Source organism: Enterobacter sp. ECC-219 (assembly GCF_043966805.1).
Lineage (GTDB): Bacteria > Pseudomonadota > Gammaproteobacteria > Enterobacterales > Enterobacteriaceae > Enterobacter > Enterobacter cloacae_N.
In genome coordinates this window covers 605,139-620,077 of record NZ_CP143680.1, presented here as the reverse complement: position 1 = coordinate 620,077, position 14,939 = coordinate 605,139, and the positions used below count along the sequence as shown (strand labels likewise).

12 protein-coding genes are annotated in these 14,939 nt (G+C 54.7%); 6 read left to right on the top strand and 6 right to left on the bottom strand.

Annotated elements, in window-relative coordinates; genetic code table 11:
* Positions 1 to 594: 594 nt before the first annotated feature.
* The 4 genes from rsmG to asnC form a co-directional block, all read right to left on the bottom strand.
* Positions 595 to 1,218: a 16S rRNA (guanine(527)-N(7))-methyltransferase RsmG gene (gene rsmG, locus V1603_RS02905; protein ID WP_395313965.1), complete on the bottom strand. Its 624-nt coding sequence runs from the start codon at positions 1,216 to 1,218 to the stop codon at positions 595 to 597.
* A 107-nt stretch (positions 1,219 to 1,325) separates the two neighbouring features.
* Positions 1,326 to 3,215 carry a tRNA uridine-5-carboxymethylaminomethyl(34) synthesis enzyme MnmG gene (gene mnmG, locus V1603_RS02900; RefSeq protein ID WP_032644275.1) on the bottom strand — a complete coding sequence of 630 codons (1,890 nt, stop codon included), beginning with the start codon at positions 3,213 to 3,215 and terminating at the stop codon, positions 1,326 to 1,328.
* 374 nt (positions 3,216 to 3,589) lie between these two features.
* Positions 3,590 to 4,039: an FMN-binding protein MioC gene (mioC, locus tag V1603_RS02895; RefSeq protein ID WP_116343668.1), complete on the bottom strand. Its 450-nt coding sequence runs from the start codon at positions 4,037 to 4,039 to the stop codon at positions 3,590 to 3,592.
* Positions 4,040 to 4,129: 90 nt separating this feature from the next.
* A complete protein-coding gene (gene asnC / locus V1603_RS02890; protein ID WP_008500198.1) occupies positions 4,130 to 4,588 on the bottom strand; it encodes a transcriptional regulator AsnC in 459 nt (152 codons plus the stop codon).
* 151 nt (positions 4,589 to 4,739) lie between these two features.
* On the opposite strand from asnC, the gene asnA reads away from it, so the two are divergent.
* Positions 4,740 to 5,732, top strand: coding sequence for an aspartate--ammonia ligase (gene asnA, locus V1603_RS02885; protein WP_116343669.1), 993 nt, complete (start codon positions 4,740 to 4,742; stop codon positions 5,730 to 5,732).
* Here the strand turns inward: asnA and viaA are convergent, their stop codons facing one another.
* Positions 5,733 to 7,184, bottom strand: coding sequence for an ATPase RavA stimulator ViaA (gene viaA, locus V1603_RS02880; protein WP_116343670.1), 1,452 nt, complete (start codon positions 7,182 to 7,184; stop codon positions 5,733 to 5,735).
* Positions 7,178 to 8,674, bottom strand: a complete 1,497-nt coding sequence (gene ravA / locus V1603_RS02875) for an ATPase RavA (RefSeq protein ID WP_233003446.1) — start codon at positions 8,672 to 8,674, stop codon at positions 7,178 to 7,180. Before ravA ends, viaA begins: the two co-directional genes overlap by 7 nt.
* A 221-nt stretch (positions 8,675 to 8,895) precedes the next feature.
* Here ravA and kup point away from each other — a divergent pair, with 221 nt between their 5' ends.
* From kup to rbsB, 5 genes are all read left to right on the top strand, one after another.
* On the top strand, positions 8,896 to 10,764 hold the full coding sequence (kup, locus tag V1603_RS02870; protein WP_116343672.1) for a low affinity potassium transporter Kup: 1,869 nt from the start codon (positions 8,896 to 8,898) through the stop codon (positions 10,762 to 10,764).
* Between the two features lie 281 nt (positions 10,765 to 11,045).
* Complete coding sequence (gene rbsD, locus V1603_RS02865; protein ID WP_116343673.1) at positions 11,046 to 11,465, top strand: D-ribose pyranase; 420 nt, start codon at positions 11,046 to 11,048, stop codon at positions 11,463 to 11,465.
* 7 nt (positions 11,466 to 11,472) lie between these two features.
* Complete coding sequence (gene rbsA / locus V1603_RS02860) at positions 11,473 to 12,978, top strand: ribose ABC transporter ATP-binding protein RbsA (RefSeq protein WP_166712751.1); 1,506 nt, start codon at positions 11,473 to 11,475, stop codon at positions 12,976 to 12,978.
* 4 nt (positions 12,979 to 12,982) lie between these two features.
* A complete protein-coding gene (rbsC, locus tag V1603_RS02855; RefSeq protein ID WP_047360514.1) occupies positions 12,983 to 13,948 on the top strand; it encodes a ribose ABC transporter permease in 966 nt (321 codons plus the stop codon).
* Between the two features lie 27 nt (positions 13,949 to 13,975).
* Complete coding sequence (rbsB, locus tag V1603_RS02850) at positions 13,976 to 14,866, top strand: ribose ABC transporter substrate-binding protein RbsB (RefSeq protein ID WP_013099394.1); 891 nt, start codon at positions 13,976 to 13,978, stop codon at positions 14,864 to 14,866.
* Positions 14,867 to 14,939 lie beyond the last annotated feature (73 nt).

The window sequence follows — 14,939 nt, the reverse complement described above, 5'->3', positions numbered from 1 at the left end:
TCGAGGTATGCCGCGTGTCGTATAAAACGTCCTTTAAGGCTCAGAGTCAAGCATCAAAAAGCGGACAAATTATACGGTGCGTACCCGTGATTTCAAACATTAAGTAGCGAAAAGGTGAATAAATGTTTAAATATTTTTCCCCACCGCTATTTTTTAACTTTCGTAGAAAGCATCGACCTTCGAGCAAAACTGCAAACAGCGCGAAAACGTTGACTACAAAGCGTGCACGAGATCACAAAACACACATTTGCGATAAGGTTGTATTTATCAAAGCCGTAATTCGCCCAGAATTATCTTTCTGAAATTAAAGATAAAATATCGCAACTATTTTCAAAACAGCCCCGTACACAATATAAACCTTTTATTGACATTCTTAATAAATATTTAACATTGCGTTCTGGTTACAGTCTTCCACTTTTAGCAGGCTGATATTTTCATAGTTGACTATCTTCACGATGAATAATCAGCGCGAGGTTAACTGCAAGAAAACCCATAGTGAAAAAGTGGTTAAATGCTCTCTGATAAATCCCGGGTAGTTGTGCTGTTTTTTAACATGCTCAGAACAGCACAAATTCCACATTTTTTATTAATTTTTTAAAAATTGTTTGGCTTAATTATCACCAGATGACGTTCACCATCGAGCTGAGGAACGTTTAATTTCTCGATGGTTTCAACGCTAAAACCGTCCGGAAGCTGTTCAATTTCATCACCGGGCAGCTGTCCTTTAAGCGCATAAAAACGGCCATCGATTGCCGGCAGATGCTTACACCAGCTCACCATGTCATTGAGCGAAGCAAATGCGCGGCTGATAACGCCGTCAAACGGTGGCTCCGCCGGGAACTCCTCTACCCTGCTCTGTACGGGCGTGATGTTATCCAGCTTAAGTTCATGCTGGACCTGACGTAAAAAGCGCACGCGCTTGCCCAGGCTGTCCAGCAGCGTGAAATGGCTCTCAGGTCGGACAATCGACAGCGGAACGCCCGGTAAACCAGGCCCCGTCCCCACGTCGATAAAACGCTCACCTTTCAGATACGGCGCGACCACGATGCTGTCGAGAATATGGCGTACCAGCATCTCGTTGGGGTCGCGAACAGACGTCAGGTTGTACGCTTTATTCCATTTGTTCAGCATATCGACATACGCCACCAGCTGGTTTTTCTGGTGATCGGTGAGCGAAATACCTGCCTGATCCAGCAGACGAGAGAGTTTATTGAGCACGGTGAATACCTGTTTAGAAACAATTTGCCCGGTGGCGCTAACGCTTACCGGGCCTACGAACGATGTTGGGCGGGTAAGCAAAGCGCCACCCGCCAAAACGACTGCAATTATGCGCTGCGGCGCAACATACCCTGCTTTTTCAGCCACACCAGCAGAATCGAAATCGCGGCAGGCGTGACGCCGGAGATCCGTGAAGCCTGGCCAATAGACACCGGTTTGTGATCGTTCAGCTTAGCGATCACTTCGTTGGACAGGCCTGTCACCTGACGGTAGTCCAGCATTTCCGGAAGCAGCGTGTTTTCGTTGCGCTGCTGTTTTTCGATCTCATCCTGCTGACGCGCGATGTAACCTTCGTACTTCACCTGTATTTCGACCTGTTCAGCGGCTTCCGCGTCTTCAAGACCCGGGGCGAACGCGGTAAGTTTCACCAGATTCTCATAGGTCACTTCCGGACGACGCAGCAGATCTTCGCCGCTGGCTTCCCGCGAGAGTGGCGCAGTTAAGTGAGCGTTCACTTCGGCAGCAGTTTCCGCCTGCGGATTTACCCACGTGGTTTTCAGGCGCTGGCGTTCCTGTTCAATACGCTCCAGCTTCTCGTTGAAGCGCGCCCAGCGTTCGTCATCCACCAGACCCAGCTCGCGGCCCATCTCGGTCAGACGCAGGTCGGCGTTGTCCTCGCGCAGCATCAGACGATATTCCGCGCGAGAGGTAAACATACGGTACGGTTCTTTGGTGCCCAGGGTGCACAGATCGTCAACCAGCACGCCCAGATAGGCCTGAGAACGCGCCGGCGCCCATCCCTCTTTCTCGGCAGAGAAGCGAGCGGCATTCAGACCGGCCAGCAAACCCTGCGCTGCGGCTTCTTCGTAGCCGGTGGTGCCGTTAATCTGGCCCGCGAAGAACAGACCGTGGATGAATTTGCTCTCCAGCGTCGGCTTCAGGTCACGCGGGTCGAAGAAATCGTACTCAATAGCGTAGCCAGGGCGAACGATTTTCGCATTCTCCATCCCCTGCATTGAGCGAACAATCTGCATCTGCACGTCGAACGGCAGGCTGGTGGAGATGCCGTTCGGGTAAATTTCGTTTGAGGTCAGCCCTTCCGGCTCCAGGAAGATCTGGTGCTGGTTACGATCGGCAAAGCGCATCACTTTGTCTTCGATCGACGGGCAGTAGCGTGGGCCTATCCCTTCGATCACGCCAGCGTACATGGGGCTGCGATCGAGGTTATTGCGGATCACGTCGTGGGTTTTCTCGTTGGTATGCGTGATGTAGCACGGTACCTGCTGCGGATGCTGCGCCGCGTTGCCCATGAACGAGAAGACCGGCATAGGGTTATCACCGTGCTGTTGCGCCAGCACGCTGAAATCAATGGTCCGCGCATCAATACGCGGCGGCGTACCGGTTTTCAGGCGGCTAACGCGCAGCGGCAGCTCACGCAGACGACGAGACAGTGGAATAGACGGCGGATCGCCGGCACGGCCACCGCTGTAGTTATCCAGACCGATATGAATTTTGCCGTCCAGGAATGTCCCGACTGTCAGCACTACGGCTTTAGCACGGAACTTGAGGCCCATCTGGGTCACGGCGCCCACAACGCGATCGTTTTCAACGATAAGATCTTCTACCGCCTGCTGGAAGATCATCAGGTTCGGCTGGTTCTCCAGTGCGGTGCGTACGGCCTGACGGTAAAGCACGCGGTCTGCCTGTGCACGGGTGGCACGAACAGCGGGGCCTTTACTTGCGTTTAGTATCCTAAACTGGATGCCAGCCCGATCGATCGCTTTCGCCATCAGGCCGCCAAGTGCATCCACTTCTTTTACCAGGTGTCCTTTCCCAATGCCGCCAATCGCCGGATTACAGGACATCTGTCCCAGCGTGTCGATATTGTGTGTCAAAAGCAGGGTCTGCTGACCCATACGCGCTGCGGCCATTGCGGCCTCAGTGCCTGCGTGACCCCCGCCAATGATGATGACGTCAAAAGGATCCTGATAAAACATGGTGGTCTGCCTCGCGTAAAGCGGTATGAAAATGGATTGAAGCCCGGGCCGTGGATTCTACTCAACTTTAGTCTTTCGAGAAAGCATTGGGATCCTGGGCTATTAAAAAGAAGATCTTTTTATTTAGAGATCTGTTCTATTGTGATCTCTTATTAGGATCGCGGACCCATGTGGATAAGTCCGATCCCGCAAATAAGATCATGCAGTTAGGAAGGATCGTTTGCTGTGAATGATCGGTGATCCTGGACCGTATAAGCTGGGATCAGATCGCGAGTTTATACACAGGCTAAAAACTAAGCCACGGTTGTTATTTGGATAACTACGGGTTAATACGAGCTTTTAACCAGAGTTATCCACATCTGTTCGCGCGATCTTTAATCGTTTTTGAGTAAATTTTTCCATTCCGCGAGCCAGATCTCGGCCGGATCCTCCGGAATGTCATGATCGAGGATGTTGATCTTGAGCGTTTCACCCAGCTGTTTTGCCCCACAAGAGGTAACAGCGGCTTCGACTTTCTCTATTGCCCCGCAGAAGGTGTCATATTCACGACTGCCGATCCCCACCGCGCCAAAACGGACGTTTGACAGGTCGGGCTGCTGTTCAAGCAGTTCGTCATATAAAGGTTGCAGGTTATCCGGCAGATCGCCCGCGCCGTGCGTGGAGGTGATCAGCAGCCAGACCCCGTCATTCGGGAGATCTTCAAGCAGCGGCCCATGCAGGGTTTCCGTGGAAAAGCCCGCATCTTCCAGCTTCTCAGCCAGGTGTTCCGCTACATATTCCGCACCGCCAAGGGTGCTGCCGCTGATAAGGGTAATGTCCGCCATTGATCGCTCGCTCAGATAAAGAGGGGATCATTGTACGCTGTGAACGAGCTGGGATCTACCTGTGGAAAATGTGGGAATGAATTTGCCCGATCACGGGCGGATGGTACGCATGATCGGGTTTTGCAGGGAGATCAGTGTCTCGGTGGACTGAATTTCATCGATTGTTTGGATCTTGTTGATAAGTACCTGCTGGAGAGCATCGATGGATCGGCACATCACCTTTATAAAGATGCTGTAGTGCCCGGTGGTGTAGTACGCCTCGGTGACTTCATCGAGCGCGTTAAGCTTCGCCAGCGCGGAGGGGTAGTCTTTTGCGCTTTTAAGAATAATGCCGATGAAGCAGCAGACGTCGTAACCCAGCTGCTTCGGGCTGACGTCAATGCGCGCGCCGGTAATGATCCCTGCCTGCTTCATTTTCTCTACGCGAACGTGAATGGTTCCCGGGCTGACGCCAAACTGTTTTGCCAGTTCGGCGTAGGCTGTACGGGCATTGGCCATTAAGGCCTCCAGAATGCCGCGGTCCAGATTGTCGATCTGATAATTTTCCATAGCTTTTTCTTATGAAGATTAATGAATACCTCTATTCTAGCGTCTTATTTTAACGAATCAAAAGTGAAGGTGGCTTTTTGTTGGTGAGTTATTGAATTAAGTGCCGGTTCTGTTGCTTAATCATTACCAACAGGACGCAGGAGTATAAATAATGAAAACCGCTTACATCGCAAAACAACGCCAGATCAGTTTCGTAAAATCCCATTTTTCCCGCCAGCTGGAAGAGAAGCTTGGTCTTATTGAAGTTCAGGCGCCAATTCTGAGCCGCGTGGGTGACGGGACGCAGGATAACTTGTCTGGATGCGAAAAAGCGGTACAGGTGAAAGTGAAAACATTGCCTGACGCACAGTTCGAAGTGGTTCATTCACTGGCGAAGTGGAAGCGTCAAACCCTGGGACAACACGACTTCAGCGCGGGCGAAGGGCTTTACACGCACATGAAAGCTCTTCGCCCCGATGAAGACCGTCTCTCCCCGATTCACTCTGTCTACGTTGACCAGTGGGACTGGGAGCGCGTAATGGGAGATGGTGAACGCCACGTCGGCACGCTGAAATCGACCGTTGAGGCGATCTACGCCGGGATCAAAGCGACCGAAGCGGCCGTGAGCAAAGAGTTTGGTCTGGCACCGTTCCTGCCGGAAACGATCCACTTTGTCCACAGCCAGGAACTGCTGAGCCGTTTTCCGGATCTGGATGCCAAAGGCCGCGAGCGGGCGATCGCCAAAGAGCTGGGCGCGGTATTTCTGATTGGCATCGGCGGTAAACTGTCTGATGGCAAGCGTCACGACGTTCGTGCGCCGGATTATGATGACTGGAGCACCGTGGCCGAAAGCGAATATGCCGGTCTGAACGGCGATATTCTGGTCTGGAACCCGGTTCTGGAAGATGCGTTTGAGCTCTCTTCTATGGGGATCCGCGTGGATGCTGACGCGCTGAAGCGCCAGCTGGCGGTGACCGGTGATGAAGATCGTCTTAAACTCGAGTGGCACCAGGCGCTGCTGCGCGGCGAAATGCCTCAGACGATTGGCGGCGGTATCGGCCAGTCCCGTCTGACCATGCTGCTGCTGCAGCTGTCCCATATCGGTCAGGTGCAGTGTGGAGTCTGGCCGCAGCAGGTTCGTGAAAGCGTCGGTTCTCTTCTTTAATTAACGTCGCCAGCGTCTGAGCAGGCGGCTCCGCAACCCGGTATCAAAGCGCCAGATATGATCGAAGATGCGCATGATGCCGGGCTTTCCATGGGCGGACATCGCAACCGCATGAAAACGGTGCTGATGCACCCGCTGCAGCTCCTTCACTTTATTTACCACATCATCCGGCAGCCGCTGGGCAATAAAATCTGAAATCACTACTGCGTCAGCGTCGTACCAGTCGCCGCCCTGCATACGCTCCACAATGCTTCGAAAACAGCTGGCCAGATCGGTGCCGCCGCGAAAACGCTGGCTTAAAAAGCGGATGGCCTGCTCGATGCCCTGCTGGTTCGTCAGCTCATAGCCCACGACTTCGCTGGAGAAGAGCATGATAAAGCAGCGACGGCGATCGGCGAGCGCCACGCGCATCAGCGCCAGACAGAACGCCTTCGCACACTGCTCGTTAAAACCGCCCATTGAGCCGGACGTATCCACGCAAACAATAAACGGCCCGCGCGGCTGTTCATCAAAATCCTGATGAACGACAGGGCGCTGGCTTAGCTTCTCGCGCCAGGCTTCGCCGTGCAGTCGATAGGTGAGAAGCTGTTTTTCCACCAGCCGACGGTAAAACTCATACTCCAGTTCGGTCATTCCCAGCGTGCTTAGCTCCGTGGGCAGCAGGCGCAGGATGTCGTCGCTTTGCTGAAGTCCGTCGACCTGTTCCGGCACGGTGGCCGGTTCGCGTACCAGGGTGCGGAAGGTTTCCATTGGGGCATCCTTCTTTGGGACAGACTTTGCCTCCCTGGACCGACCCAACTGTTCCGCGAGTTTCATCAGCTCCGGCTGCTGGGTTAAAAAGTCGCCGTACTTCACGATCAGCTGATAATCCCCGCGCCGCAGCTGTCCGGCGCTCATATCCCAGAGGCGACCGGCGGCGTTTTCATTTTCTACCAGCACCTCTTCGAGCTGACCGCTCAGGGTCATACGTTCCTGGACTTCACTGAGCAGCTGCTCGCGCTCTTCATCCAGCAGCTGTTGGTTCAGCGAGGTGGCCTGGACGACCAGGCTCAGGCGCCAGCGCTGTAAAAATAGCGTGTGCAGCGCCGGAGTAATGGTGGCGTTTTCCGTGACCAGCGTTCTGGCCTGGCTGGCAAACGGAGAGTGGACTTTATCGAGCAGCGCCAGGGTTTGCGGGATCTGGACGATAAACTGCGGCGTCGATAGCCGCTGGCACTGCTGATAGGCTGCGACTTCCTCCGTCAGTTCTGGCGGGACTTCCGTCTCCTTAAACCGCTGACGCAGGTTATCGCGCCAGCGCGGGAGATCGTCCGTCATTGCTTTTTTGAGCTTCGGGAATTTTTCAAAAAACGCCGCCAGCTGTGGGGACGCCAGAAGTGTTATCACCACCTCCTCAATTAACCCTTCCTCGCTGACCGCCAGCATGACGTTGAGCGTGTCCAGCGTTAGCATTGCCGTGCCTGTTTGATCTGCGCGCTGACGTCCTGCAGGCTGGCTTCAATGCGGCCTAACCAGTCGCTATGAATAAAGAGGCATTTTTGCTGCTCGCTGAAGCGGGTGTGCTGCTGGTGCCATTCGGTATCCAGCGCTTCCAGCTGCTGTTTGATCTCTTCCGGCACGCTGTCAGAGGCGGTGCCGGGAAGCGCAAGACGCGATCCCTGAAGGCTCACGTCGCGGATCACCAGGTGCTGACTGCTGTCCACTTCCATACTCAGTGGCTGCGCGAAACCGATGCCGTTGAGCTTACCGCGGATCTCTCCGCCCTTATCCAGCCACTGCGCCAGCGGCTCGCGCTCAATCGTAATGTGCACCACCTGCATATCATGCAGCTTGAGCGGCTGCTGGAGCAGCAATGTCAGCGTCGTGCCGGTCAGATCGGCGGGTAGCTCGTAATGCGGTTTGCGGGCGAACATGCCCCCCAGGCGATTCACTTTAAGCGCGGTTTTATCGCTTTGCTGCTGTTGGAGCTGTAAGCGCCGTTGGGCAATCGCCCCCAGTTGGTTGAGCATCGCCTGCTGCCCCCAGGCGTGTCCGGTCATCAAAACGTCCAGCTGCTGCTGCATCAGGTTCATGCCTTCTGCGTCGTGCCAGAGGCAGTCTTTTAGCAGGATCAGATCGATAGGGGCGACCGCGTCGCGACCGCTGAACAGCGCGCTGGCCTGGAGGAGACGGATCGCTTTTTTCCAGCGACGGTCAGAGACATACGGGGCGGAAGGCAGTAAATCAAGCTGCTGGCGCAGCATGAAGATCAGCTCAAAAACGGCATCGGGCAGTTTTATTTTGCCGATCTCTTCCTGCCACTGATGGTACTCCTCGTCCGTCACCTGCAGTGACGCAGCCACCGGGTTTTCGTTCTCATCCTGCTGGCTCACCAGCATGGAGCGGAAGTTTGATTTATCCTGTACTTTATCCAGCCACAGGCGGATCAGCATACGGTCATACAGCGCTTCCAGGCTGCTGTCTGCTTCGGGCAGTTCGTTTGACGCGGCCACCAGCAGGCGCATGGGGATTTTCTCTTCACTGGCCCCGTTGCGGAAACGACGTTCGTTAATTGCCGTCAGCAGGGTGTTCAGAATGGCCGGGCCGGCTTTCCAGATCTCATCGAGAAAGACGATTTCCGCTTCCGGAAGATAGCCCGCCGTCAGACGCTCATAGCGCCCCTCGTCCTTCAGTGCCTGAATAGAAAGCGGGCCGAAAACTTCTTCGGGGGTGGAGAAGCGCGTCATCAAATATTCAAATGCACGGGCGTTCTGAAAAGCGAACTTCAGGCGGCGTGCAATCAAACTTTTAGCAATGCCCGGCGGACCCAGCAGAAACACGCTTTCACCGCTCAGCGCCGCCAGCAGGCAAAGGCGAATGGCGTGGCTACGCTCGTAAAGGCCTTTCTCCAGCGCGCTGCTGAGGCGGGAAATTCTTTCTGCTAATAAATGTGAGTGAGCCATAATAGTTTTGCATCCTTTCGCCGTTGTGGCGGCCAATTGAAGCGAGTATAGACGTTTCAGTCAGGGCTGGTAATAGGCTGAAGTGCGGCGCAATTTTCTTTGCGCTACATTAATGCGGTTGCATTTAGGGGTACGATTTTGCAATGAATCGTGCATACTGTGCGCTTTTTGTGGACCAAGGGACAGGAACACATTTGTTATTTAAACGAAAAGACTAGTCTATGAGCACTGATAATAAGCAATCATTACCCGCAATTACGCTTGCGGCGATCGGGGTTGTCTACGGTGATATCGGCACCAGCCCGCTTTATACGCTTCGTGAATGTTTGTCCGGCCAGTTTGGCTTTGGTGTTGAGCGCGATGCCGTGTTTGGCTTCCTGTCCCTCATCTTCTGGCTGCTGATCCTGGTCGTTTCCGTTAAATATCTCTCCTTCGTTATGCGTGCAGATAACGCGGGCGAAGGCGGGATCCTGACCCTGATGTCTCTTGCCGGTCGCAATACCTCGGCCAGAATGACGTCCGTGCTGGTGATTATCGGCCTGATTGGCGGTAGCTTCTTCTATGGGGAAGTGGTGATAACACCGGCTATCTCAGTGCTCTCGGCGATAGAGGGGCTGGAAATTATCGCGCCACAGCTCGATTCATGGGTGGTTCCGCTGGCCATAATTGTCCTGACGCTGCTGTTCATGATCCAGAAACACGGTACCGGGCTGGTGGGCAAACTGTTTGCGCCGATTATGCTGGCCTGGTTCGTGATCCTGGCGGCGCTCGGCTTACGCAGCATTATCGCGAATCCGGACGTGCTGCATGCGCTAAACCCTTACTGGGCGGTGCATTTCTTCCTGGAATACAAAGTGGTTTCCTTCGTGGCGCTGGGGGCGGTCGTGCTCTCCATCACCGGTGTGGAAGCGCTGTATGCTGACATGGGGCACTTCGGAAAACTGCCGATCCGCGTGGCATGGTTTATTGTGGTGCTCCCTTCGCTGGTGCTGAACTACTTCGGTCAGGGCGCGCTGCTGCTTAAGAACCCGGAAGCGATTAAGAACCCGTTCTTCCTGCTGGCGCCTGACTGGGCGCTGGTGCCGATGCTCATTCTGGCCACGCTGGCGACCGTTATTGCCTCTCAGGCGGTGATTTCCGGGGTGTTCTCTTTGACCCGTCAGGCCGTTCGTCTGGGCTATCTCTCGCCAATGCGCATCATCCATACTTCAGAAATGGAGTCGGGCCAGATCTACATCCCGTTCGTTAACTGGCTGCTCTATTTTGCTGTTGTGATTGTGATTGTCAGCTTCGAGCACTCCAGTAACCTGGCCGCGGCCTACGGTATTGCGGTCACAGGTACTATGGTGCTGACGTCGCTTCTCTCCACCACGGTGGCGTACCGAAACTGGCACTGGAATAAATTCCTCGTGGCGATGATTCTGGTGGGCTTCCTGTGCATCGACGTGCCGCTGTTCTCTGCCAACCTCGACAAGATTGTCTCCGGCGGCTGGCTGCCGCTGACGCTGGGCCTGGTGATGTTCATTGTCATGACCACGTGGAAGAGCGAGCGCTTCCGTCTGCTGCGCCGCATGCACGAGCACGGCAATTCTCTTGAGGCGATGATCGCATCGCTGGAGAAATCACCGCCGGTTCGCGTGCCGGGCACCGCGGTTTATATGTCTCGTGCCCTGAATGTAATCCCGTTCGCGCTAATGCATAACCTCAAGCACAACAAGGTTCTGCACGAGCGCGTGATCCTGCTGACGCTACGTACAGAAGATGCGCCGTACGTTCACAACGTGCGTCGCGTTCAGATTGAGCAGCTGTCCCCGACCTTCTGGCGCGTGGTGGCAAGCTACGGCTGGCGCGAAACGCCTAACGTGGAAGAGGTGTTCCACCGCTGCGGTCTGGAAGGGTTGAGCTGCCGGATGATGGAGACGTCGTTCTTTATGTCGCACGAGTCGCTGATCATCGGCAAGCGCCCGTGGTATCTGCGCCTGCGCGGCAAGCTGTACCTGATCCTGCAGCGTAACGCCCTGCGCGCGCCTGACCAGTTTGAGATCCCGCCTAACCGCGTGATTGAGCTGGGAACGCAGGTCGAGATTTAAGTCTTTGTGCGGCCTGATGCCCTCAGCCCGACCTTCTCCCACAGGGCTGAGGGATCCCCACAAAATAATGTTTGCATGGACGACCCCCTCTCCCTTGAGGGAGAGGGGGCAAACATAAAAAACGGTAACCCTGGGGTTACCGTTTTGCATTTACCTCCACTACATTTCACTTAGCGAAACGTTTCGACGTTGATCACAATTCCGTTACGTCATGGTGGTTTTCTGAACACTCTTGCGTCTACACTCTTTTTAGCGAAACGTTTCGCTAGTGGAGCAAGAAAATGAAGAAAGGCACGGTTCTCAACTCAGAAATCTCATCGGTTATTTCCCGTCTTGGGCATACCGATACGCTGGTGGTTTGCGACGCAGGCTTACCGGTTCCGCGCAGCACAACCCGTATTGATATGGCGTTAACGCAGGGTGTTCCCTCGTTTATGCAGGTACTGGAAGTCGTGACGACGGAGATGCAGGTTGAGGCGGTCATTCTCGCGGCGGAAATCAAACAACATAATCCGCAACTCCACGAAACGTTGCTCAGCCACATTGAGCAACTGCAACAACACCAGGGAAACACCATAGAAATTCGTTACACAACGCACGAGCAGTTCAAACAACAAACCGCAGACAGTCAGGCGGTGATTCGCAGCGGGGAGTGTTCCCCGTATGCGAATATTATTCTCTGTGCTGGCGTTACCTTCTGAGGCCATCATGGAAGCATTACTGCAACTTAAAGGGATCGATAAGTCGTTCCCGGGCGTAAAAGCCCTCTCCGGCGCGGCGCTGAACGTCTACCCCGGGCGCGTGATGGCGCTGGTGGGGGAAAACGGCGCCGGCAAATCCACCATGATGAAAGTGCTGACCGGGATCTACCAGCGCGATGCCGGTTCGTTGCTATGGCTGGGCAAAGAGACCATCTTTAACGGCCCGAAATCTTCACAGGAAGCGGGCATCGGCATTATTCACCAGGAGCTGAACCTAATCCCGCAGCTCACTATTGCAGAGAATATCTTCCTCGGCCGCGAGTTTGTGAACAGGTTCGGCAAAATCGACTGGAAAACCATGTACGCCGAAGCGGATAAACTCCTGGCGAAGCTGAACCTGCGCTTTAAAAGCGACCGCCTGGTGGGCGATCTCTCCATCGGCGATCAGCAGATGGTGGAAATCGCGAAGGTGCTGAGCTTTGAGTCGAAGGTCATCATTATGGACGAACCGACCGACGCCCTGACCGATACCGAAACCGAATCTCTCTTCCGCGTTATCCGCGAGCTGAAAACGCAGGGGCGCGGGATTGTCTATATTTCTCACCGCATGAAAGAGATCTTCGAAATCTGCGATGACGTCACTGTCTTCCGCGACGGGCAGTTTATTGCCGAGCGCGAAGTGGCCACACTGACCGAAGATACGCTCATCGAAATGATGGTGGGACGTAAGCTCGAAGATCAGTATCCGCATCTGGATAAAGCGCCGGGTGAGATCCGCCTGAAGGTGGACAACCTCTGCGGTCCGGGCGTGAACGACGTGACCTTTACCCTTCGACAGGGCGAGATCCTGGGCGTGGCGGGCCTGATGGGAGCAGGACGTACCGAGCTGATGAAAGTGTTGTACGGCGCACTGCCGCGCACCAGCGGTTATGTCACCCTCGACGGTCATGAAGTGGTGACCCGCTCGCCGCAGGACGGCCTGGCGAACGGCATCGTCTATATATCCGAAGACCGTAAGCGCGACGGCTTAGTGCTGGGTATGTCGGTAAAAGAGAACATGTCGCTTACCGCGCTGCGCTATTTCAGCCATAGCGGTGGGAGCCTGAAGCATAAAGACGAGCAGCAGGCGGTCAGCGATTTTATCCGTCTCTTCAACGTCAAAACCCCGTCGATGGAGCAGGCGATTGGCCTGTTGTCCGGCGGGAATCAGCAGAAAGTGGCTATTGCCCGCGGGCTGATGACGCGCCCGAAAGTATTGATCCTCGACGAGCCAACCCGCGGCGTGGACGTGGGCGCGAAGAAAGAGATCTATCAGCTGATTAACCAGTTTAAGGCCGACGGTCTGAGCATCATTCTGGTCTCTTCCGAGATGCCAGAGGTATTAGGCATGAGCGATCGCATTATCGTCATGCATGAAGGGCATCTCGGCGGTGAATTCACTCGCGAGCAGGCCACCCAGGAAGTTCTGATGGCTGCCGCTGTGGGCAAGCTTAATCGCGTGAATCAGGAGTAAGAAGATGACTACCCAGGCTGTTTCTGGTCGCCGCTATTTCACAAAGGCATGGCTGATGGAACAAAAATCGCTGATTGCCCTGTTGGTGCTGATCGCGATTGTGTCGACCATGAGCCCGAATTTCTTCACCGTGAATAACCTGTTCAACATTCTGCAGCAGACGTCGGTGAACGCTATTATGGCGGTCGGCATGACGCTGGTGATTTTGACCTCGGGTATCGATCTGTCCGTCGGTTCCCTGCTGGCGCTCACCGGTGCGATCGCCGCTTCGATTGTTGGTATTGAAGTTAACGCGCTGGTGGCTGTTGCTGCGGCCCTGGCAGCTGGCGCGGCGATAGGCGCTGTAACCGGCGTGATTGTGGCAAAGGGCCGCGTTCAGGCGTTTATCGCTACGCTGGTGATGATGCTGCTGCTGCGCGGTGTAACCATGGTTTACACCAACGGTAGCCCGGTCAATACCGGCTTTACCGATAACGCGGATCTGTTTGGCTGGTTCGGTATTGGCCGCCCGCTGGGCATTCCAACGCCGGTCTGGATCATGGCTATCGTCTTCCTGGCGGCGTGGTACATGCTGCATCACACCCGTCTGGGCCGTTATATCTATGCGCTGGGTGGTAACGAAGCGGCAACGCGCCTGTCCGGTATCAGCGTTAATAAAGTCAAAATTATCGTTTACTCCCTGTGTGGCCTGCTGGCCTCCCTGGCGGGCATCATCGAAGTGGCGCGCCTCTCCTCCGCGCAGCCGACGGCGGGTACGGGTTATGAGCTGGACGCCATTGCAGCAGTGGTTTTGGGCGGTACGAGTCTTGCGGGCGGTAAAGGTCGCATTGTTGGGACATTGATCGGCGCACTGATTCTTGGTTTCCTGAATAATGGTTTGAATTTGTTAGGTGTTTCCTCCTATTACCAGATGATCGTTAAGGCAGTGGTGATTTTGCTGGCGGTACTGGTAGACAACAAAAAACAGTAACTGACGACACTACAGGACATCTTAGATATGAACATGAAAAAACTGGCTACCCTGGTTTCCGCTGTCGCGCTGAGCGCAACCGTAAGTGCTAACGCCATGGCTAAAGACACCATCGCGCTGGTTATCTCCACGCTGAACAACCCGTTCTTCGTCTCCCTGAAGGACGGCGCGCAGAAAGAAGCGGACAAGCTGGGCTACAACCTGGTGGTGCTGGATTCTCAGAACAACCCGGCGAAAGAGCTGGCTAACGTTCAGGACTTAACCGTTCGTGGTACCAAAATTCTGCTGATCAACCCAACCGATTCTGACGCCGTAGGTAACGCCGTGAAGATGGCAAACCAGGCAAAAATCCCGGTCATTACCCTGGACCGTCAGGCGACGAAAGGCGACGTGGTCAGCCACATTGCTTCTGATAACGTGCTGGGCGGTAAAATCGCCGGTGACTACATTGCGAAGAAAGCCGGTGAAGGCGCGAAAGTTATCGAACTGCAGGGCATTGCCGGTACGTCCGCTGCCCGCGAGCGTGGTGAAGGCTTCCAGCAGGCTGTAGCAGCACATAAATTCAACGTGCTGGCTAGCCAGCCGGCAGACTTCGACCGTACTAAAGGTCTGAACGTCATGCAGAACCTGCTGACTGCGCATCCTGATGTGCAGGCAGTGTTCGCCCAGAACGACGAAATGGCGCTGGGCGCGCTGCGTGCCCTGCAGACTGCAGGTAAATCTGATGTGATGGTTGTCGGATTTGACGGCACGCCGGATGGTGAAAAAGCAGTAAATGATGGCAAACTGGCTGCGACCATCGCTCAGCTGCCTGAGCAGATTGGCGCCACTGGCGTGCAAACTGCCGATAAAGTGCTGAAGGGCGAAAAAGTTCAGGCCAAATATCCGGTTGACCTGAAGCTGGTCATTAAGCAGTAAAAGGCGATTCAGGCAGTCGCTGGCTGCCTGAGGGACACCAAATAAAAGAAAAGTGTGGCATACGCCACCGGGT

Bases quoted from the DNA above. Each gene is read 5' to 3' on its own strand.
- mnmG (WP_032644275.1), bottom strand. From the start codon at position 3,215: ATGTTTTATCAGGATCCTTTTGACGTCATCATCATTGGCGGGGGTCAC.
- mioC (WP_116343668.1), bottom strand. From the start codon at position 4,039: ATGGCGGACATTACCCTTATCAGCGGCAGCACCCTTGGCGGTGCGGAA.
- asnC (WP_008500198.1), bottom strand. From the start codon at position 4,588: ATGGAAAATTATCAGATCGACAATCTGGACCGCGGCATTCTGGAGGCC.
- asnA (WP_116343669.1), top strand. From the start codon at position 4,740: ATGAAAACCGCTTACATCGCAAAACAACGCCAGATCAGTTTCGTAAAA.
- viaA (WP_116343670.1), bottom strand. From the start codon at position 7,184: ATGCTAACGCTGGACACGCTCAACGTCATGCTGGCGGTCAGCGAGGAA.
- ravA (WP_233003446.1), bottom strand. From the start codon at position 8,674: ATGGCTCACTCACATTTATTAGCAGAAAGAATTTCCCGCCTCAGCAGC.
- kup (WP_116343672.1), top strand. From the start codon at position 8,896: ATGAGCACTGATAATAAGCAATCATTACCCGCAATTACGCTTGCGGCG.
- rbsD (WP_116343673.1), top strand. From the start codon at position 11,046: ATGAAGAAAGGCACGGTTCTCAACTCAGAAATCTCATCGGTTATTTCC.
- rbsA (WP_166712751.1), top strand. From the start codon at position 11,473: ATGGAAGCATTACTGCAACTTAAAGGGATCGATAAGTCGTTCCCGGGC.
- rbsC (WP_047360514.1), top strand. From the start codon at position 12,983: ATGACTACCCAGGCTGTTTCTGGTCGCCGCTATTTCACAAAGGCATGG.
- rbsB (WP_013099394.1), top strand. From the start codon at position 13,976: ATGAACATGAAAAAACTGGCTACCCTGGTTTCCGCTGTCGCGCTGAGC.